We start from the raw sequence: 20,590 nt of genomic DNA on the forward strand, positions 1-20,590 counted from the left end.
TCACTTATCCTCCACAGCAGTTGTGATGCGCACACGCTCAAGAGCTTCACGCATGACCGATTGCGCCTCACGGCGCGTCGCACCCACTGTCATGACAACACCAGCACGGCCGGGATGGCTTTGAATAGGCTGTACGGCGTCCCCCGGCTTTACCCGTAGTTCTACATACTTTACACCGGGGAGTTGTCGTGCTTCTTCCTCTCCCTCTACGGCAATTACGTTCCCTGCTTCAGGAAAAAGATAGCGTTGGCAAACACCTTTCTGGTATCTGGGGCGCAGAGCATCGGTGTCGACTTCTTCGCCCATGGCCATGCGAATGGACACGCCGAGCAGATCTACGCCCGTATTCCAAGGAATTTCATGAGTTACAAAGTACCCGCCTGAATGTCGTGCAGCGAGCTCAATGACATAGGGTTTGCCCTCATGCCACACCAAATCCCCCTTAACCGGGCCGTGGGTAAGACCCAAGGCCGTGGCCGCCTCGCCCGTAAGCGTCTTGATGGCGGCCTGCGCTTCCATGGGCAATATCGAAGGCATGTCCCCGCCGTTCTCTATAACATGTGGAGCAAAGCGCTCCAGAAATTCATAATTTCTGTCAGCGAAACCGGGAATGTGCGCCACACCATGCACCATAAGCCCTTCGGTACTCACTTGCGGGCCGTCAAGGTAGGCCTCTATCATCACCCGCGCAGTTCGCGATTCTGCCTGAGCCGCCGCAAAGGCCCACTCCGCATCTACATCAGGAGTGAGGCGCATTACGCCGCGCGCGCCCCTGCTGTCTACAGGCTTAATAACAAGCGGGCAGGCTTTTTTTTGTAAAGCCTCACGCACGTCCTGTGCATCGCGCACTGGAGCATACCACGGGATGGGAATCCCCCGAGCCTTGAACATATCCTTCATGGCCAGCTTGTCTGTGGCCAGTTGGGCGGTTTCAACACTGATGGCGGAGAGGTTCAGAGCCTTCCCCACGGCGGCTACAGTGGTTGGTGCGTCCACAGCCACGCACAAGACGCCGCCAGGATCCCCTCCCCGCTCACGCCACGCAAGAAGGCCCGCCACAGATTCTTCAGGCGTGTACGCACACAAGGGCAAAAATTCGTCTGCCACGGTTGCGCCACAGGCCTGCGGATTTTTATCTGTGGCAAGCACGCGATAGCCAAGCTTTTTCGCATGGAGAATAGCGTGCACGCACTCCCCGCCAGCGCCGAGCAAAATGAGGGTTTTCTGCATTACTGTATGTCACCGTGATGCATTGCATCAAGTTTCTGGCCCGCAAGCAGCATGGGCAGCACATCGGCATGTGGTGTGATGCGGCAATGCAGAAGGGCTGGCTTGTTTGACAAAAGTAGATCTTGAGTTCCCGGCAACGCTTCCGCTTTTTCGACAGTGACAGCTTCAATACCGTAGGCTTTTGCTATAGCTACAAAATCCGGATTTAAAACGTTGCCCGTAGTCGGGTCAGAACCCCATGTCAACTGCTGGAATTGCGACACAAGCGCCATGCGCCCGTTATCCAGCACAATGATTTTAATATTCAGGTTGTGGTCACGGATAGACTGTAACTCTTGAATATTCATTTGAAAGGAGGCATCGCCCACGATACAGAGAATAGTTCTATCAGGATATGTCAGCGCTGCCCCCACAGCTGAAGGCACGTCGTAGCCCATAGTTCCATGCCCACCAGACGTCAACAGCACTCGCTTAGGCCAATCAAAGGTGAAATGCCTGGCCGCCCAATGCTGATGCGACCCCACGCCGGTTGTAAGCACCACATCTTTGCCAGCGGTGACTTTGTCCAAAAATTGGACAACGGTTTTGGGGGAAAGATCCTCATGCGCGTCGGTCGTGTTGTGCTGTTTCCAGGTTTCAATCTGCGCAAGCCATTGCCCACGAGCGTTCAGAACTAGCCCTGTGGGAGTTGACAGGGCAGCGCTCAAGACATTTAGAAAGTGTTTCACATCACCTAAAATTACCCCATCGATACGCACTCGCGGTGCTGCAAGCTCGCCCTCGTCGATGTCCACACGCAGTATTTTACGCGCATGGCGACAAAAATCATCAACACATGTCCCGGTTTGACGGACGTCAAGGCGTGCTCCGAGTATCAAGACAAAGTCAGCTTCTTGCAAAACCTGTCCTGCGACTTGAACTCCCGTATGGCCTACAAAACCGACATTCAAAGGAGAATCGCCCGGCATGCAGCCCAGCCCGAGCAAGGAAGAAACCACTGGGATATTGTGCTGATGCGCAAGTTCGCGCAAAGCCAACAGTCCACCTGATTGCAGCACGCCCTGACCTGCGAGAATGACTGGCCGCTCAGACACCTTCAACGACTCTACTGCCTCCTGTACCTGCTGATGGGGCAGCTGTCCTTCAGCGGGTACGGGAACCTCCGCCGCAGAGCAATGCACCTCCGCCCGTTGTACATTCATCGGCAAATCAATAACAACGGGGCCTCTACGCCCGATCATGCTCAACGCATAGGCATCCCTGAGTACAGAAGGCAAAGTTTCAGGATCAGTCACTTGATAGCAGTGTTTGCACACCGATGAAACAATGGCTGGCGTATCAACTTCCTGAAAGCCCCGCTGGCGAACTGGTCGTCCTGACTGCAAGTCAGCCGTGCCAACTTGCCCTGTAAGAACAATTAGCGGCGTACCATCAAAATATGCATCAGCGACAACAGAGAGAATATTTGTTACCCCAGGGCCCGAAGTTACCATAACAACCTGCGGTTCCTGCAGTAACCTCGATTTAGCCAAAGCCGCATACCCAGCGCCCTGCTCGTGCCGCGCTGTAAAAACAGCAATGCCCCGCTGCAGCAGCACGTCATACAAAGGCGCAATGGTCCCACCAGGAAAGGTGAAAAAGGAAGCCCCGTTAGCATGGAAAAAATCAATAATATTCTCTGCGCCCAACATAAGTATATCCTCATTTTGCACAGCACAATTTGCACATGGGAAACTATCCCATATATAGGCCGCCGTTCAGGTTGATGGTCTGCCCTGTGGCATAATCCATCTTGCCCTGCGCAAGTAAACATACACACTGGGCAACTTCCCCCACAGTGCCCGCCCTGCCAAGGGGAATATTTTTCAGCTTTTCCCTGCCAGCTTCAGAGGCCATTTCGACGGCGACCATTTTTGTTACAATAAGTCCCGGTGAAATGGCGTGGGTGATGATGTTGTCTTTAGCCCCCAGACGGGCGAGGGATTTGGTCAAGCAAATCAGACCCGCCTTACTGGCCGCATAGTGTGGCGCCAGCGGTCCCCCCAACTGGCCCCCAGACGAGACAATATTGATGATATGCCCTCCGCCCCCCTGCCGCATGACAGGAAACACCGCTTGAGCCAAAAGAAAGGGAGCGCGCAGATTAATGTCAAAAGTGACATCCCACTCCTCAACAGGTATCTGCTCAAAAGGCTGCTGGTGCAAAAAACCTGCGTTGTTCACAAGAATATCCACCCCGCCAAGAGCCTCGCACGCTTGCCGCACTATGGCGGCTGATGTTGGGGGCTGAGATAGATCTCCCTGTATGACTACAGCTTTGACACCTTGCGATTTTACCTTTTCTTCAAGGGCATGCGCCTTGTTTGCGGCAGAATTGCAGCACAGAGCTACATTGATGCCCACCTCAGCTGCGGCAAGGGCTATGGCTTCGCCAATGTCGCCACTAGACCCCGTAAGGATCATATTTTGCGGACTCATGAAGATTGCCTCCATTACGGGCACGGTATGAAAGCGTTTCATCAGTTGAAAACCCGTAGATTTCCAACAATTTCAACTATGAGATGTCAAAAGCCACAACAAGTTTTTCTGTAGATCTTTGTCACGAGATACCATTATCAGGCAATATTGTTCACCCGAGCATAGGCAACACATTCTCTACCGATGCCATATTTTTGGCATAGCGCATAGATCTCTTGGCGCATCTGGTGCAAGCCAACATCATCAAGAGTCTTTTCAAAATCACAGCGAAGCTGATGACATTTTCGGCCGACCTCGTCATTCCCAATATAGCTCATGCCCAGTAAAGAAAATATCTCCAGTGGGAACGTTGCAGTCTGTGAAATAACGGCAAAGCCCGTGCGTTCCAGAATTCTCTTCAGCGATTCATGCGTGAAGTAGTTGAGGTGGTGCGGCGGAGCCACCCACCATTCCGGAAATCCCTGTTCGTGCAAGGCGCGCTGCAAAGGTAAAAAATCATTGGGAACGGCCACGCAAATCACGCCTTCAGGCTTAAGACACCGCCGTACATTCTCCAGCATCTGTATGGGGTTGGGGATATGCTCAAGCACAAGTCCCAGATAGGCACTATCAAATGGCTCGTTTTGGGTTTTTTCGTGTGTAAAAAAGGTGTTTTCTACAGGCATATGCAGCACTTTTGTAGAATATGCCCACGCCTCGCGCGAAGGTTCAAATCCCTGTACAGTCCACCCTCTACTCACGGCCGTTTGCAAAAAAATGCCCGGTCCAGAGCCAACTTCCAACAGACGACGCCCTTGAACGGCACCCTCTAAGACGCCAAGGCGTTCGTTAAAAACGCTTTCGTGCCACGTGCGCTCTTTTTCTACCAAGGCAATATATTCTGGTTTTACAGCCGAATAATACTCTGCGGTGTATATCTGCTCAACCGTATCTTCAATCGGAAGTGGCGTGCTGTGGGCAAAACCACACGCTTGGCAGTCAATGATTTCATAGTCGCCTTTGCGAGCAAGGCATGGGCCATAGTGCGCGGCTGTAGTCAGAGTATTCGACATGGACATGGATATCCCTATAATTGCACCAGGTTCGCAATAGATTTTGCCCCTGCATTTGGCAGTGGAGCAAATGTCAGCATGAACATCTTTTCCAATACGTCGCTCAAGAAGGCAAGAGAATATGGCCTGAGTGGCCATGTTCTTCCCTTGCCTTCTGCAACAAATACCCCCGCGTGTTCCTTATAGTCCGCGTTGGGGCAAACATAGAGCGCAGGACGGGCGCACGCGGCCAGTTCGTAGGCAGTCACGCCAAACACGATCAGGGCCACATGACACCATTGATATACCTCGGTCATGCGCGCAGGGCTGTCAAAAATGCGGGGACGGCACGGCAGCGCCGTGCATGTTTCAATTTGCTGTTCACGCTGTGCAAAACCCGGCCCTATGACAATGCCCAACTCCATCCCCTGAAGCCGGCATACCGCATCCAGTTCGGGCGCAAGAGCCATGGTGTAGCCCCAAGGGTCGCTCCCGCCCATGGTCATGAGCAAACGGCGCGGTCCTGTGCCCGGCCATGGACTGGGCGGGCAGGGTTCAAAAGTGTCCCCCAAGGGCATCCATTCCAGTCCCATGTGTATTTGCCCCTTGAAATCTGTCCAGTCAAGTTGCTTGGTCGTGGGCGTGGGTGGAAGAAATACATGGTCAGCAAACAATCGCTGGCGGCTGCTGTCATCAATAACCGCGATGGTAGGTACAAGGGCGCGTACAGCCCGCAGGCAGGCCTCTGAATGCGCAGGCCGCACGTCCATCACGAGAATAGAGGGACGCATACGGCTCACAAGCTGCTCGAATGCTGCATCGGCATCATTACCGGAAAGTACGGCAGCAGTGAACCCGCGCTCTTGCACACGCCGTACCGCGTCACCGCTGCCCAGTGCAAAGCAGATATGATCCACTGATTGCCGAAGCTCGCGTGCCACGGAAAGACAACGGCTCACATGCCCAAATCCCGTTGCGTGATCGGCATTGCACCGAAAAAGCACGCGCTTTTCATTCATTAACCATCACCCACAAAAGTCTGGCGCACCGTCTTAAAGGGGCGGAGACCGTCTTCAGGGTCAGCCCGCCAGAGACGCTCCGCTTCTTCGCTCGGGGTAGTGTGTTTGACGCCGTCACCCACAGCTGTTTCACCGCAGCGGACTTGTTTGATGACGTCGCCCATAGCCTCAGGCAACCAGCAATGACCAGAAGCGTATTCTGCCCCCTGCCCGTCAAGGTCGAGGTGAAATTCCACCATCGACGCGCCAAAGCCGAAAATGGCCTGATAGATAACGCCGGGCTGCACAGAATGGTCTGACCACCCCGCCGGACAGCCGCACGCCTGTCGGAGCGTGCCCACGCAGGACAGGTTGGCCTCTTCGGGGCGTGTTGGATAGTGAGAAACGCAGTGGAGAACAGTCACATCCCTGGCCCCTGCCTGACGCAGGACTTTCACGGCGTTCTGGCATTCTTCCAGGTAGGCCATGCCCGTAGAAAGAATCACAGGCTTACCTGTTTGCGCGCAGGCGCGGAGCAAATCCGGCCATGTGAGCTCATAGGAGGCGATTTTAAAACTGTCCACATGCGGCGCCAGCTCCTCCACAGCACGAAGATCAAAGGGCGTGCAGCAAAAAGCCAGCCCCAGTTCTCGACAATGCTCGGCGATGGCAGGCAAAAAAGCAACGGGTAGCTCCCATGCCTTTCGGGCGCGGTGCATGGCCGAACGCTGCAATATTTCCGGCGCGAACAAACCTTCCAGCCTGAAAAGCTGAAACTTGACCGCATTGCACCCGATCCTTGCCGCCGCGTCCACAAAAGCAAGACAGCGGCTGATGTCCGCATTATGATTGCTGGATACCTCAGCCATGAACTGTACGGCCATCACATGCTCCTGTCGCGCAGAGATAAGGCCATGTACAGGCGCTCTGCCACGCGCCAATCTTCTTCAGTATCGATATCCACAGCCCTATGACGGGGAATAATCACAGGCAGCGACTTATGTTCACCATCTTCGTGCATTTTTGCGCAGTCATGCCAATAAAACTGTGCCGCATCATGATAAAACACAGGCAAATCTTGTGATCTGGCAGAGCGGTACTGAGGAAAAGCATAATCAACAGTGCCAGCATCGCTTAATTGAAAGGCTCTCAATATTGGATAGGGAAATTCCACAATCCCCAAGGTTTCATGGACTCCACGCTCACGCAGCAATTCAAACCCTTGTTGCAAATGTGACAATGTTATGAAAGGGTTTGCATAGAGCTGGCAACAGTACGCTACGCTCCCCCAATGCTCGTCCACCCATGCTACAGTGTGCTTCACTACTGGCGCTGTGGCGACAAAGTCACCTGCCAATTCAGGCGGACGCATAAAAGGAACTTCAGCTCCGCACGCTCTTGCCACTTCTGCGATTTCTTCTGAGTCTGTACTCACGATTACGTGTTTGAAAAGACCACTCTGCAGACAGATGTCAATGGGATAGGCCAGCAGAGGTTTACCGCAAAATTGCCGCACATTTTTACGCGGAATACGTTTTGATCCACCCCTTGCGGGAATAACAGCTATCTTCATATGGCCCTCGGCCAATTGTGGAAAGACAACAAAGAGAACGCTGCCATTTCAAAAAAACTACAGCTCTGCCACAACCCTCGTCACATCTTCTGTCACCATTCCAGGCCATAGCGGTAACGTCAAAATCTCCGTATAAGCGGCTTCTGCCACGGGACAACTGCCTTTTTTATAACCCAGATTTTGATAGTATGGGTGCAAGTGTACAGGAATATAATGCACGTTAGCGCCTATTCCTGCCTCGCGCAGCCGCTTAAATGTATTGTCCCTATCTGGCGTGCGTACCACATACAAATGGTAGGCATGGAGTACGTGCGCATGCTTGGTAAGCGGCCGAATGGCCGTGCCCGCGAGGGCCGCGTCATAGGACTGCGCCAATGCGTTGCGCTTTTCAATCCATTGATCCAACTTTTTCAGCTGGCTGCTGCCAAGGGCGCATTGAAAGTCTGTGATGCGGTAGTTGTAGCCCAAATCCGTCATTTCATAGAACCACGCGCCGGATTTTTCGCGCTGGCTGGCCGTGGTGGTGATACCATGACCCCGGAAGGCACGCATGGCTCTGGCAAGATTCGCATCGTCGGCTACAACCATACCGCCCTCGCCAGTGGTGATATGCTTTACAGGGTGAAAGCTGAATACCGTAATATCTGCCAACGTGCCAACCTTGCGGCCTTTATAAGCTCCCCCCAAGGCGTGGCAGCCATCGGCCACAAGGGCCAGCTTATGCTTGTCCGCGATACCGCGCAGAGCGTCCCAATCACAGGGCTGGCCTGCGTAGTCCACGGCAATAATCGCCTTGGTGCGCGGCGTAATGGCAGCCTCCACCGCTGCCGGATCAAGCAGCAGGGTATGTGAATCCACATCGGCAAATACGGGGGTTCCCCCCTGGTAGAGAATACAGTTGGCAGAGGCTGCAAAAGTCATGGGGGTGACTATAACCTCATCCCCCCTGCCGATACCGAGTGCGTGCATGGCCGCGTGCAGAGCCGCTGTACCGTTGGCTACCGCAACGGCATGGGTCGCACCGGTATAGGCGCACACATCTGCCTCAAAACGCTCAACAGCTGGCCCTGTGGTCAGATAGTCTGACCGCAACACATCCACAACTGCGGCGATGTCATCATCACCTATGATTTGACGCCCATAAGGCAAAAAATTACTCATATTACTTCACATCAAAGCCCTGCTCACGCAGAGTGTTTTTCAACTGCGGCACCGTCAACCATTCTGAGTTGGTACCAGAATTATATTCAAAACCTTCAGGAACAGGCGTTCCTTCTGGCCCTTTGTAACGGAAAGTTTCAGGCTTAATGACATAATACTTGCCGATATCAATAGTATGCCGGCTGTCTTCCGCGGTAATCATGGTTTCATGCAGCTTTTCGCCGGGGCGGATCCCCACTTCTACTGTGGGCATACCAGGTGCGATGGCTTCCGCTAGATCAGTGATCTTCATGCTGGGGATTTTGGGCACCAGCACCTCGCCGCCGCCAGCAATTTCAAATGAACGTAGTACCATATGCACGCTTTCTTCCAACGTAATCCAAAAGCGCGTCATCCGCATATCTGTTATGGGCAGCGGGCCACCCTCTTCACGTTTTTTGATGAAAAACGGAATAACAGAACCCCGCGAGCCCATAACGTTGCCATAACGCACCACAGAATACACAGTTTCACAGGCGGTAAAGGCATTGGCAGCAACGAAAAGCTTGTCTGAACAAAGTTTGGTAGCCCCATACAGGTTCACCGGGGCTACGGCTTTGTCTGTAGACAGTGCTACTACTTTTTTAACACCACAGTCGGCGGCAACATTAACAATATTTTCTGCGCCGGTAATATTTGTCTTGATGCATTCCGTGGGATTATACTCTGCTGCGGGAACCTGCTTGAGTGCTGCGGCATGAATAACATAGTCCACGCCTCTAAAGGCTCTGTGCAAGCGTTCTTTATCGCGCACATCTCCAATAAAATAACGCATGCACGGATATTTTTCTGGAGAAAATTTCTGCGCCATTTCGAACTGTTTCAGTTCATCGCGAGAAAAAACAATAATGCGTTTCGGCGTGTACTTTTTAAGCAAAACTTCAATGCACTTTTTACCGAAAGAGCCCGTCCCACCCGTAATAAGAATAGACTTTTCATTAAACATGTTATTCCACTTCTGCTCCGGCAACATTGCTGGGTAATACTTTCTTCACACTGCCGGATAATGCCGCCATATATTCCGGCAATACCTTTTCTACACTTCCAGCCATATGCACTCGCCCTTTATCGAGCCAAATAAGGGCATCACAGGTTTCTACGGTACTTAGCCTGTGGGCAACAATAACTATGGTTACCTTCTCTCGCAGAGACAGGATAGTTTCATGGATGGACTTTTCATTCTTCAAATCGAGAGAGCTTGTTGCTTCATCAAAAATGATCAGTTCAGGCTTACTATACAAAGCTCTGGCAATGGCAACACGCTGTGCCTGGCCCCCAGAAAGGCGTACTCCCAACTCTCCAAGCACCGTGTCAATTCCATCGTCCAGCTCTTCGATAAAATCAAGAGCCGCCATGCGGCAACACTCAAGAACGCGCTCTCGGTCAATGGATTCTCCCCAACGGGAAAGCGCCACATTTTCCGCCAATGATGCATCCAAAAGATAGGGGGCTTGGGCCACATAACCTATACGTTTCAGCCAAGACTGATAGTTGTCCTTAGTAATTGCGACCCCATCCACCTTAAGATGCCCACACTCGGGAGGAATAAGTCCCGCGATGATATTGACTAGCGTGCTTTTTCCCGCACCAGAGAATCCCACCAAGCCCACCATTTTCCCAGCCTGAATGCAAAAATCCACATCGTGTAGCGCAGCAGCGACTGCTCCCGGGTAATGAAAACTTACCTTTTCAAGTTCTATGGCCTTGCTGAAAGCAATAATCGGCACAGAAGATTCAAATGCGGGAGTAAGCTGCCCTGCAAACTGTTTTTCCAGCGCGATGGTATCAACTATCTTCGTTAAATAGGGTAGCGAAGACCGCAGCAAGGTAAGAGCATCAACAAGCCTGTTGGCCGTGGGCAAGGTCCGCCAAGCAGCGGCGGCCATGAACCCCATGATTCCGGACACGATGGCGATGCTCGCATTTTGCACAAGAATCAAAAGCAACAGCACCCCCACCAAGGATGCGAAACCCAAAACTTCCAAACTGCCAACCGGCAAGCGTGACAAAGCCTGAAGCCACTTTTTCGCAATCAGCACGTCACACAGTTTGTCTGAATAGGCCGCAAAGACTACAGATTCTCGCCCGTACAGACGCATTTCTTTTAAACCGTGCACAACTGTTTGCTGTATTCTATGCGCCCCAAGATCGGCCCGATAGACAGCGCTCGCGCGAGTATTCAGCATATTGCGCGTCACACGAACAATCAGATACCCGCCCAAACCGAGCACCCCCAAAAAAGCCAAAGAAGGCAACGGGGATACGGCCACCAGCCCAAAAAAGATAGTAAGTATCATCAGGCCATTACTAAGTATCTGCAAAGCCGCCAACAGGGTTGGCCCAAGCATTGTTCCCGCGTTAAAGCCAAACAGCATATCGGATGTCCCCGCACGGAGAACCCATAAATAAGGGGCACGCAAAAACAATTGGAGCAGGCGCTTACGAGCATTGTTGCCTATGGATTCAGAAAATGCGGTCATATGCCATTGATGTACTGTGCTCAATAGATTTTTGCACACAATAGCCAGAAGAATCATACAAAGAATTCCCAAGGCCAACCAGCGGGCATCGTTGCCAAAATCTACACCGAAGTTCGTTCTGCACCAGAGCAAGGGATTATGGTTGAGCGCCGTTTCTGGTGATCCAAATAACGCAGCCAGCAAGGCCACCAAGCCGGCGATGACCAGTTCGCTCAAGGCCATTAAAATTGTCAAAGCCAGCAGGCCACAAATTTTTCCCTTTCCTAGGCTGGAGGCCAACGGCGTCAGAGCACGCAGAATTTGAAAAACAGAACGAGACTCGCTCATGACCGCACTTCGGCCTGACGCACAAACAACTGATAACTCTCGGCCAAGCCTTCAGCGAGAGTGTGTTGCGGTTTCCAGCCCATGCCAAACAACTTGCTGGAATCCATCAGCTTGCGCGGCGTCCCGTCCGGTTTGGAGGGATCCGTATCAATTGCGCCCTCAAAGCCGACAACCTTGGCAATAAGCCGAGCCACGTCCATGATGGCGCATTCTTTCTGACACCCTACATTGACGTGTTCAAAATCCGAATATTTCTCCAGCAGAAAAACGCAGGCCTCAGCCATGTCGTCCACATGCAGGAATTCGCGCAGGGCCGTGCCGGTGCCCCAGATAATCACTTTTTCCGCCCCGGCCAGTTTGGCTTCGTGGAAGCGCCGGATCAGCGCCGGGATGACGTGGCTGTTTTCGGGATGATAGTTGTCGCCCGGCCCGTATAGATTGGTGGGCATAGCGCTGATGGCGTCAAAGCCATACTGCTTTCTGTAGGCCTGGCACATCTTGATGCCCGAAATCTTGGCCAAGGCGTAAGCGTCGTTGGTGGGTTCCAGAGGCCCGGTGAGCAAGTATTCTTCCTTGATGGGCTGTGGGCAGAGTTTGGGATAGATGCAGGATGAGCCCAGAAAGAGCAGCTTTTTCGCTCCGTTGCGGTATGCGCTGTCAATGACGTTATTCTGAATTTGCAAATTCTGGTAGATGAATTCCGCCGGATACGTGGCGTTGGCATAAATACCACCCACCTTGGCCGCCGCCAGGATGACATAGTCCGGGCGGCATTTCGCGAAAAACGCGCGTACCGCGGCCTGATCGCAGAGATCAAGCTCCGCGTGCGTGCGGATAAGCAGATTGCTGTAACCGGCCCGACGCAACGCGCGGCAAATACCCCCGCCTACCAGGCCACGGTGCCCGGCCACATAAATAAGCGCGTTTTTGTCCATACGCTACTCGTTGTGGCTGAATGTCTTGAAGCCCGCCACCTTGCACACGGCGTCGCGCATGCTCAAGCCCAGATCCTCGCGGGTCATTTCGGCCACCATATCCTCAAAGGTCGTCTTGGGCGTCCAGCCCAACTTTTCCTTGGCCTTGACCGGATTGCCCAGCAGAGTTTCCACTTCCGTGGGGCGGAAATAACGCGGGTCCACCCGCACAATGACGTCGCCGGGTTTAACGTGGCATTCCATGCCCTGCCGCCCTCCGGCGGCCTGTGCAAGACGGGATACGTCCACGGCGGCCACGGTTCCGGTCTCGTCAACGCCGCTGCCCTCCCAGGTGAGCGTTACCCCTACTTCGGCCGCCGCCGCATTGACGAAATCCCGCACCGAGAACTGCCGTCCCGTGGCGATGACGAAATCGTCCGGCTGTTCCTGTTGCAGCATGAGCCACTGCATTTCAACATAATCGCGGGCATGGCCCCAGTCGCGCTTGGCATCCATATTGCCGAGATACAGGCAATCCTGCAGTCCCAGTACCATACGCGACAAGGCACGGGTGATCTTGCGGGTCACAAAGGTTTCGCCGCGGATGGGCGACTCGTGGTTAAACAGAATGCCGTTACAGGCATACATGCCGTAAGCTTCTCGGTAGTTGACCGTAATCCAGTAGGCATAAAGTTTGGCGCAGGCGTAAGGCGAGCGGGGATAAAAAGGCGTCTTTTCCGTCTGAGGCACTTCCTGCACCAGACCGAACAGCTCGGAAGTAGAGGCCTGATAAAAACGGGTTTGCTCGGCACACCCGGTAATGCGTATGGCTTCCAGCAAGCGCAACGTGCCCAAGGCATCCACATCCGCCGTATATTCTGGCGATTCAAAGGACACCTGCACATGACTCTGGGCCGCCAGGTTGTAAACCTCATCAGGTTTTACTTCCTGCATGATGCGAACGAGATTGCTGGAATCACTGAGGTCGCCGTAATGCAAAATAAAACGCCGCTCACAGGCGTGCGGATCCTGATAGAGATGGTCGATGCGGTCGGTATTGAACAGAGAGGCTCGCCGTTTGAGGCCGTGCACCTCATACCCTTTCTGGAGAAGGAATTCCGCCAGATATGCGCCGTCCTGCCCGGTAATACCGGTGATCAGAGCTTTTTTCATGATATCCATTTTTATTATAATGGGTTATAGCGCCGCAATCCGCAAGTACGGGGGCACAAACAAGACGAGCAACTATTGGTAGCTTTTGTTTTTATCCATAAACAGCGGCGATGTCCATTGAATGCATTTCACGGAAAATCTATAACTCGACAAAAGGGGTTATGGTTTTAAAACCATAACCCCTTAAAATTTGTGGTGGAGAAGAAGGGATTTGAACCCTCGACCCCCGCCTTGCGAAGGCGATGCTCTCCCAGCTGAGCTACTTCCCCACAAATAGAAACATCGTGGAAAAAATTTCTAGGCAAAAAGGGCCGGGCTGTCAAGCCCTTCTCCAGTCCAGGGCTGATCGCGTTTGCGCTACATGTTTTTCCTCAGATTTCCAAAATTCCACGCAGTTGCGCCACGCGATGACGGTAGGCATGCCCGGCGCATAAGTATTCCCGCCAGGCGCGGCGCAGTTCGCGGGTCCGGGCCGGATCAGCGCGCAGGGCGGCCAGCCGGGGCAGCAGGTCCGCCGGGCTACTTAATGTTACAGGCCGGGTCAACGCCTCGGGGAAAAGTCGCAGGCCGGGCGTGGCGTCGCTCAAAAGCAGGCCCCCAGCGGCCCAGACGTCGAAATGGCGCTGGCTCAGACTATGCGGCAGCAACAGGCTGGTCACGTTGAGCACGGCCTCGGCTCGACGGTAGAGATCCGGCAGGATCGTATAATAATCCACCGGCGGCAGCACCTCGAGGCCCGGCAGCAGGTCTTGCCAGCCCGCATCGCCCACTATCCGCATATCGGCACCCAACCCGGCCCGAACCCAGCGGACGCGATTGGCCTGGGAGCAGATCTCCGCGCCCAGACCAACGCAACGCACATCCTGTCCAGGCCAGGGGGCAACCCCAGATTTCCGGAGCCACCAATGAAAATGCGGCCCCTCCGCAGGACTGCCGGAATGCGTCAAGAGGGTGCGCGCCTCCTGCTCCAGGCCCTGCGTCACACGGGCCGCCGCAAAAAAACGTTCCCGCTCCGGAAAGGCCGAACGCCCCACGAAGAGCGGCGGGTTTTGGACAAGGTCCGCAGCCTCGTTTTCGTCCGGCAAATCCCGCCACATTTGTGGGGCCACAGCCAGAGGCAAATAAAAAACCCGCCGGGCTCCGGCGGCCCGCAGGCCGGGAATAAAACTCTCGTCGGTCACGAACAGCGCGGCCTCTTGCCACCAGGGCAGGCGCAGGCCGGAGAGCAAATGCCAGGGATTGTCCACAAACCAGACAGCCACCGGCACGCCCAGAGCTTGGCAAAGATAAAAAATCCGCCCCTCCGGGTCCAGGCCACGTAAATTGACGGAGAGCAGCAGCGCGGGATTGCTCCCGGCCAGCAGATTTTCCCAGGCCGCCAACAGGTTTTCCGTGTCGCGGCACATGGGCACACTTTCCAGCACCGGTCCGAAACCGGCTTCGCCCAAAGCCTGACGCAATTCCTGATGCAGAAGCTGCCGCTCTGTGCCGGGCAGCAGAACCGGGCGGCGACCGCCCTCCTCCGCCGCATGTTTCTTAGCGTCTTCAATGACTGTCCGCCGCGTCCGCACTTCCAGTCGGGCCGCACCCAGGCGTCCCAGGAGCGGACCCCAGAAATCCGGAGCCAGGCGCAGACCCGGCCGATAAAAAAAGACGGAGCAGCGCGCGGCCAAGGCCACGATATCTTCCGGCGTGACCTGTTGCCAATGCCCGGGCAGAGACCGCCGCCCCGCTCCTGAATGCGCGACCTCCAGACGCCGCAGGGTTTCCGGCTCGTCCAGCCAGAACAGGCGCGCGCCGCCTCGCGCAAAAGGCAGCTCCTCAGGCCGCCCCGGCCCCAGCCCCAACAACAGCACATCCTTGCCGACGCCCAGGCGCTCCCAGGATTCGGGATTGTCGGGCAGGCTCAGGCTGCGCCCCGCGAAATCAGGCAAACTGACGCGCCGTGGCGCGCGCATGGATTCAGGCATGCTCCCTCGCAAGAAAACGGATTTCCCACCATAGCCGCCATGCGCCGCCCGCCGCAAGACCGTGCGACATAAAAGCCCCGCCGGATTTCCGGCGGGGCCTGTCAACAGAAGGAAAGTGAAAGGTATGAGCCTGATTACGTACTACTTAATGACGCCGCAGGCGATGCGCGCGCCGCCGCCGCCCAAGGGCGGATTGTCGGTATAATTGTCGCCGCCCTCATGGATCATCACGGAATGGCCCTTGAGGTCCTTGGCCTGGAGGTTGGGAGCGTGCAGCTTGGCCTTGGCCACGCCTTCGGCATCGGCCATGATATGCGGCAGGTCGCCCTTATGGCCGGCCTTGTCGGGCCCGGCGTGCTTATTGGTCTTCATGGGATCGTAATGCCCGCCGGCGGCCAGGCCCGCCACCATTTTGCCGTCCTTTTCAGCCGGAGCGCAGGAAGCGTTTTCATGCACATGCATGCCGTGCTCGCCCTCGGGCAGGCCCGTCAGGTCCACAATAATATCCACCCCGCCGCCGTCGGCGTCCGAGAAGGTGATGAAGCCGATTTCCTCGCCCACGCCGTCGGGGCTGATTTTGTTCACCGGGGTTTTAACGCTTTCTGCCTGCGCGGCGGAGCCCATCAACAACAGCCCGCCGCAGAGCAGCAGGGCGAAACTCATGTTTTTCAAAATCATTGTCATTCTCCTTAAGATAGGCAAATGCGCACTCCGGGCTTCAGCCGGAGCGGCATGGATTTTTTAACCTGTCCTGACGCTAGCCTGCTTTCCGGCTTTCCGTCAATACAAGAAATAATTATTCTCAAAGCAGGCAGATAAGCCTGTTGCGGCACGGTGCAAGGCCGCTCGGCCCCATCCGGCATCAAGACTTGGCGAACGAATTGAAAAAGGCTATGCTTATGTGTTGGGGTTTTTATGAAGGAATATCGCGACCATTATTTCCTCAAAGCCAAGCGGGAAAATTATCCGGCCCGCTCGGTCTACAAGCTGAAAGAGCTGGATGCCAAATTCCGTCTGCTCAAGCCGGGCATGAAAGTGCTGGATCTGGGGGCCGCCCCCGGTTCCTGGTCTTTGGGCGTCGCGGAAAAAGTGGGCTCCAAGGGGCTTGTCCTGGCCTGCGACATCCAGAGCACGGAAACGGCGTTCCCGCCCCAGGTGCTCTTCATGCAGGAGGACGTCTTCCAGCGCTCCGCCGCCTTTGAGGCCAAGCTGGCCGAACTGGGCCCCTTTGACCTGGTCATCAGCGATATGGCTCCGCGTACCACGGGTACGCGCTTCACGGATCAGGCCCGTTCCCTGGAGCTGACCCTGGAGGCTCTGGCCGTAGCCTGCCTGCATCTGAAGCAAGGCGGCAATTTTGTGGTCAAGATCTTCATGGGACCGGATATTCAGGATCTGCTCACCCCCATGCGCAAGGCGTTCAGCTCGGTCAAATCCTTTAAACCCAAAAGCTCACGCGCCGAAAGCAAGGAAACCTTTTTTACGGGCCTGGGTTTTCGCGGCAACACAGCCGCTATCGCGTCCGGCGATGCCGGGCTGGAAACATAACCGGATTTCGTCTGAATCATATGGCGGTTCAGACTGTATCCAGCAAAAAGACATATTTTTTTGCTGAATCCATGCCGCTTCGCGGCGCGCAGTCCCCACGGGCCGCGCAAACATTGCAAGGTGAAACGCTCTAATACTTTTACGGTTTTCGGGAGGTTTTATGTCAGGTCACAGCAAATGGGCCAATATCCAGCACCGCAAGGGACGCCAGGACGCCAAGCGCGGCAAGATTTTCACCAAAGCCGCCAAGGAAATCATCATTGCCGCTAAAAACGGCGGCGATCCTTCGGGCAATTCCCGTCTGCGGGCGGCCATCGCTGCGGCCAAAGCCGTGAACCTGCCCAAGGACAAGATTGAAGCCGCCATCCGCAAGGGCACCGGCGAAGACGCGGGCGGCGATTTTGTGGAAGGCTTCTACGAAGGCTACGGTCCCGGCGGCATCGCCATCATGGTGGAGGTCGCCACGGACAATAAAAACCGCACCGTGGCCGAAGTGCGCCACCTTTTCACCAAGCATGGCGGCTCCATGGGCGAGAACGGCAGTGTAGGCTGGATGTTCGAGCGCAAGGGCGTCATCAGCGTGGACAAGGCCGCCTACGCCGAGGATAAAATTATGGAAGCCGCCCTGGAAGCCGGGGCCGACGACGTGCTGGACGACGAGGATGTCTGGACCCTTCAGACGGCCATGGCCGACTTCGCGGCCGTGCGCGACGCCCTGGAAGCCGCGGGCATTGAGATGCAGTCCGCCGAGCTGGCCATGGTGCCGCAGAACCTGGTGGCCGTGAGCGCGGATATGGGCCAGAAGGTGCTGCGCCTGATGGAAGCCTTGGACGACAATGACGATGTGCAGAATGTCTATGCCAATGTGGATTTTCCGGACGATATGCCCACCGACTGACGCAAGCCGGTCCTTTTGCCTTCTTGCTGTGTCGCGCATCGTTTTTTATTCCGGTCATGGACCAGAAGAGTCCACTTCCTGCATAAAAAACTCGCGCTCCTTGCGGAAAGGCAAAATTCCTCGTCGCGCGCCCTTTTTCATTGCCGCCGTCATACCCCCGCTACCGGCTTGACGGCGGCATAACTATATTGTTGGGGCACCTTCTATGCAGCCCGTCACCGTCATCGGCATTGATCCCGGTTCCCAGCGCACGGGCTGGGGCGTGGTGCGCGAAGTCTCCGGCGTTCTCCGGCTGGTGGACTGCGGCGTGGTGCGCACGGCCTCAGCCGGAAAGGAATTTTCCGCGCGGTTGGCGCGCATTTACCATGAGCTGGCCAAGGTGCTCGGGCGCTGCAAGCCCGACGAAGCGGCCATTGAACAGGTCTTTACCGCCAAAAACGCGGCCAGCGCCCTCAAGCTGGGCCAGGCCAGAGGCGTGGCCGTGGCGGCCTGCGCGGCGTATGGCCTGGGAATCAGCGACTACGAGCCGACCCTGGTCAAAAAGTCCCTGGTGGGCACAGGCCGGGCGGAAAAGGAACAGGTGGCCTTTATGGTCAAGCGCCTGCTCAACGTCCGCGAGGCCGACTGGGCGCTGGACACCTCCGACGCTCTGGGCGTGGCTGTCTGCCATCTGACCATGCGGCGCTTTGCCGCGCTCACGGCGCGCTGACCACAAAACGAAGAACAGGATGCGCCTCCGGAGCCGGAAACGCATCCCGTCCATCAGAAATTAAACACCGGCGCATGGGGACGGTTCGCGTCCGCTGTGCGCCGTTTTCATTACGGGCGCGGCGCGCGCGGCCCGGCGGGCTGCATGGAATAGCGGTACAACTCGTGAATTTCCTTGTCGTAGCCGGGATAGAAGCCCTTGCCCATGCCGAGTACGATACGCGCGCCCCGGTTCATGTGCACCAGCAGGTCGCCGCTGGAGGGGTCCACGCAGAGACCTTCGATTTCGCCCTGCTTGATGGCTTCGTCAAAGGTCTTTTCCAGCACCACGGGCGCGTTGGTGGCCGAGGTCACGTCCACGCGGTAAAGATGGTCGGGTTCGTTGTCGTCGGCGGTGCCGTCGTCGGCCGTCACAAAAAGCGAACCGTCATAGTAGAACACGCCCTGCACCCACTGCGGCACGGGCTGCAGATGCACCTTGCGCAGATACTTGCCGTCCAGGTCGTATTCATAGAGATAGCGGCCGCTTTCCTCGCCCACCCAGGAGCACATCCACACCGTGCCCTTGACCGGGTCCACAGTGATGCCGGACACTTCCAGCTGGCCGGACTTGGGCTCGAACTTAAAAGTGCGTTTGAATTTCAGAGTGTCCGCATCGTGCACGGCGATCTGAATATCCTTGCCCACGCCGTCCATGAAATTCTCGGCGCTGATGTACAATTCGCCGTTGTAGACGTCGATGTCCCCGATGTGATTGGACGGGATGGCGTAGCCCTCAAAGGGATTGTCGTTCTGCTTCAGCAGCTTGCCGTTCATGTCGTATTTGAACAGTTTTTTGCTGTCGCTCACGTAGATGTACTTGCCGTCGCAGGCCACGCCCTGGCGGCCGGCCACGGGCATGACGCTTTTGAGCGTGTACTCGTACTTGGGGGCATGGGCCGGACGGGCCTGCGGGGCCTGCGGCGGGAACAGGGCCGCGCCCAGCAGCAGCGTGACCAGCGCAATGAGCTTTTTCATCCTTTCTCTCCTTGCGGATTGCGGCGCCGCGCGGGGCTTCCCCATGAAGCCGCGCAACGGGCCTTCAAATACCGTAATGCAAGCGAAATGGACTGACAAGAAGCCCTGCGCTGCCGAAGCGCAACGTCATAAAAATTTCACACTCCCTGGAGCAGATTAGCTTTGAAAATTGCATTCTCAAGGCTGACGCTACCGCCAGAGGAGTTACACATCAACAATGTGAACTCCTCAAAACGAACCCCGCCGTGGGGCGGGGTTCGTCGTCGGTCCGGACTCCGGACCCGGCAATTTCTTTCAACGCGCTATTCAATGACCACGGCCTTTTTGATGATCACCGGCGTCGTGGGCACGTTTTCGTAAAAGCCCTTTTTGCCCGTGGCCACGGCTTCAATCTTGTCCACTACCTCATGGCCCTTGATGACCTTGCCGAACACGGCATAGCCCCAGCCCTGGGGGGTCTGGCTCTTGAAATCCAGAAAGCCGTTGTCTTTGGTATTGATGAAGAACTGCGCGCCGGCCGAGTGCGGGTCGGCGGTGCGGGCCATGGCGATGGTGTACTTCTGATTGCGCAGGCCGTTGTTGGCCTCGTTGTGAATGGGCGCGCGGGCGCTCTTTTCCTTCATATCCGGAGTCAGGCCGCCGCCCTGGACCATGAAGTTTTTGATGACGCGGTGAAAAATGGTGCCGTCATAATGCCCGGATTTCACGTACTGGATGAAGTTGGCCGTGGTAATGGGGGCCTTGCGGGCATCCAGGCGCACCACGATGTCCCCGAGGCTGGTTTCCAGCTTGACGGCGGGATCGGACGCCGGCGCGGCGGCGCGGGCCTGCCCGGCGAAAACCGGCAGCAGCGCCAGGCTCAGGACAAGGCAGAAGGCCGAAAGAAAAAATTTCATAACTGACTCCTTGGAATACGGCATTTTCGCCGGTGCGGGCACCGCGCCGACTGTGCATGCTAGCACGCGGCCCGGCCCACCCGCAAGACGAAGCATGGCCCGCTCACCAGTACGTTAACACATAAAATGCCCGCTTACGGCGAGTAAAG

General features: G+C 55.7%; 19 protein-coding genes and 1 tRNA gene. 3 read left to right on the top strand and 17 right to left on the bottom strand.

Annotated elements, in window-relative coordinates:
• The 15 genes from HMPREF0326_RS00315 to HMPREF0326_RS00380 all read right to left on the bottom strand — a co-directional run bounded on the left by HMPREF0326_RS00315 (position 1) and on the right by HMPREF0326_RS00380 (position 16,052).
• A complete protein-coding gene (locus HMPREF0326_RS00315) occupies positions 1–1,230 on the bottom strand; it encodes an ATP-grasp domain-containing protein (RefSeq protein WP_008681813.1) in 1,230 nt (409 codons plus the stop codon).
• Positions 1,230–2,921, bottom strand: a complete 1,692-nt coding sequence (locus tag HMPREF0326_RS00320; protein WP_009302909.1) for a thiamine pyrophosphate-binding protein — start codon at positions 2,919–2,921, stop codon at positions 1,230–1,232. The genes HMPREF0326_RS00315 and HMPREF0326_RS00320 overlap by 1 nt, the downstream gene beginning before the upstream one ends.
• A gap of 43 nt (positions 2,922–2,964) precedes the next feature.
• A complete protein-coding gene (locus HMPREF0326_RS00325; RefSeq protein WP_008681816.1) occupies positions 2,965–3,750 on the bottom strand; it encodes an SDR family NAD(P)-dependent oxidoreductase in 786 nt (261 codons plus the stop codon).
• A 95-nt stretch (positions 3,751–3,845) separates the two neighbouring features.
• Entirely contained in the window at positions 3,846–4,760 is a 915-nt protein-coding gene (locus HMPREF0326_RS00330) for a class I SAM-dependent methyltransferase (RefSeq protein ID WP_232224890.1), read from the bottom strand.
• 14 nt (positions 4,761–4,774) lie between these two features.
• Positions 4,775–5,758, bottom strand: a complete 984-nt coding sequence (locus HMPREF0326_RS00335) for an acylneuraminate cytidylyltransferase (RefSeq protein WP_008681818.1) — start codon at positions 5,756–5,758, stop codon at positions 4,775–4,777.
• Positions 5,758–6,621: an N-acetylneuraminate synthase family protein gene (locus HMPREF0326_RS00340; RefSeq protein ID WP_008681819.1), complete on the bottom strand. Its 864-nt coding sequence runs from the start codon at positions 6,619–6,621 to the stop codon at positions 5,758–5,760. The genes HMPREF0326_RS00335 and HMPREF0326_RS00340 overlap by 1 nt, the downstream gene beginning before the upstream one ends.
• On the bottom strand, positions 6,621–7,310 hold the full coding sequence (pseF, locus tag HMPREF0326_RS15715; RefSeq protein ID WP_008681820.1) for a pseudaminic acid cytidylyltransferase: 690 nt from the start codon (positions 7,308–7,310) through the stop codon (positions 6,621–6,623). The genes HMPREF0326_RS00340 and pseF overlap by 1 nt, the downstream gene beginning before the upstream one ends.
• Before the next feature lie 57 nt (positions 7,311–7,367).
• Positions 7,368–8,471 (bottom strand): UDP-4-amino-4,6-dideoxy-N-acetyl-beta-L-altrosamine transaminase, encoded by a 1,104-nt coding sequence (gene pseC / locus HMPREF0326_RS00345; RefSeq protein WP_008681821.1) that lies wholly within the window; start codon positions 8,469–8,471, stop codon positions 7,368–7,370.
• A gap of 1 nt (position 8,472) precedes the next feature.
• A complete protein-coding gene (pseB, locus tag HMPREF0326_RS00350) occupies positions 8,473–9,456 on the bottom strand; it encodes a UDP-N-acetylglucosamine 4,6-dehydratase (inverting) (RefSeq protein WP_008681822.1) in 984 nt (327 codons plus the stop codon).
• Between the two features lies 1 nt (position 9,457).
• On the bottom strand, positions 9,458–11,317 hold the full coding sequence (locus tag HMPREF0326_RS00355) for an ABC transporter ATP-binding protein (protein ID WP_009302904.1): 1,860 nt from the start codon (positions 11,315–11,317) through the stop codon (positions 9,458–9,460).
• Positions 11,314–12,252, bottom strand: a complete 939-nt coding sequence (locus HMPREF0326_RS00360; RefSeq protein ID WP_008681824.1) for a GDP-L-fucose synthase family protein — start codon at positions 12,250–12,252, stop codon at positions 11,314–11,316. Before HMPREF0326_RS00360 ends, HMPREF0326_RS00355 begins: the two co-directional genes overlap by 4 nt.
• Positions 12,253–12,255: 3 nt before the next feature.
• A complete protein-coding gene (gmd, locus tag HMPREF0326_RS00365) occupies positions 12,256–13,404 on the bottom strand; it encodes a GDP-mannose 4,6-dehydratase (protein ID WP_008681826.1) in 1,149 nt (382 codons plus the stop codon).
• Positions 13,405–13,597: 193 nt separating this feature from the next.
• A tRNA-Ala gene (locus HMPREF0326_RS00370) sits at positions 13,598–13,673 on the bottom strand.
• 102 nt (positions 13,674–13,775) lie between these two features.
• Positions 13,776–15,374 carry a glycosyltransferase family protein gene (locus HMPREF0326_RS00375; protein ID WP_020990095.1) on the bottom strand — a complete coding sequence of 533 codons (1,599 nt, stop codon included), beginning with the start codon at positions 15,372–15,374 and terminating at the stop codon, positions 13,776–13,778.
• Between the two features lie 141 nt (positions 15,375–15,515).
• On the bottom strand, positions 15,516–16,052 hold the full coding sequence (locus HMPREF0326_RS00380) for a superoxide dismutase family protein (RefSeq protein ID WP_008681830.1): 537 nt from the start codon (positions 16,050–16,052) through the stop codon (positions 15,516–15,518).
• A 237-nt stretch (positions 16,053–16,289) separates the two neighbouring features.
• Between HMPREF0326_RS00380 and HMPREF0326_RS00385 the strand changes: the two genes are divergently transcribed.
• The 3 genes from HMPREF0326_RS00385 to ruvC all read left to right on the top strand — a co-directional run bounded on the left by HMPREF0326_RS00385 (position 16,290) and on the right by ruvC (position 18,529).
• Positions 16,290–16,922 (top strand): RlmE family RNA methyltransferase, encoded by a 633-nt coding sequence (locus HMPREF0326_RS00385; RefSeq protein WP_008681832.1) that lies wholly within the window; start codon positions 16,290–16,292, stop codon positions 16,920–16,922.
• Positions 16,923–17,082: 160 nt separating this feature from the next.
• Complete coding sequence (locus tag HMPREF0326_RS00390) at positions 17,083–17,820, top strand: YebC/PmpR family DNA-binding transcriptional regulator (RefSeq protein ID WP_008681833.1); 738 nt, start codon at positions 17,083–17,085, stop codon at positions 17,818–17,820.
• A gap of 205 nt (positions 17,821–18,025) precedes the next feature.
• Positions 18,026–18,529 carry a crossover junction endodeoxyribonuclease RuvC gene (gene ruvC, locus HMPREF0326_RS00395; protein WP_008681835.1) on the top strand — a complete coding sequence of 168 codons (504 nt, stop codon included), beginning with the start codon at positions 18,026–18,028 and terminating at the stop codon, positions 18,527–18,529.
• Positions 18,530–18,639: 110 nt separating this feature from the next.
• On the opposite strand, the gene HMPREF0326_RS00400 is transcribed toward ruvC, so the two are convergent.
• Both HMPREF0326_RS00400 and HMPREF0326_RS00405 read right to left on the bottom strand, forming a co-directional pair.
• Positions 18,640–19,545: a hypothetical protein gene (locus HMPREF0326_RS00400; RefSeq protein WP_008681837.1), complete on the bottom strand. Its 906-nt coding sequence runs from the start codon at positions 19,543–19,545 to the stop codon at positions 18,640–18,642.
• Positions 19,546–19,847: 302 nt separating this feature from the next.
• Positions 19,848–20,441, bottom strand: a complete 594-nt coding sequence (locus tag HMPREF0326_RS00405) for a peptidylprolyl isomerase (RefSeq protein WP_008681839.1) — start codon at positions 20,439–20,441, stop codon at positions 19,848–19,850.
• Between the last annotated feature and the right edge of the window lie 149 nt (positions 20,442–20,590).

This window comes from Desulfovibrio sp. 3_1_syn3, from assembly GCF_000145315.2.
Taxonomy (GTDB): domain Bacteria; phylum Desulfobacterota; class Desulfovibrionia; order Desulfovibrionales; family Desulfovibrionaceae; genus Desulfovibrio; species Desulfovibrio fairfieldensis.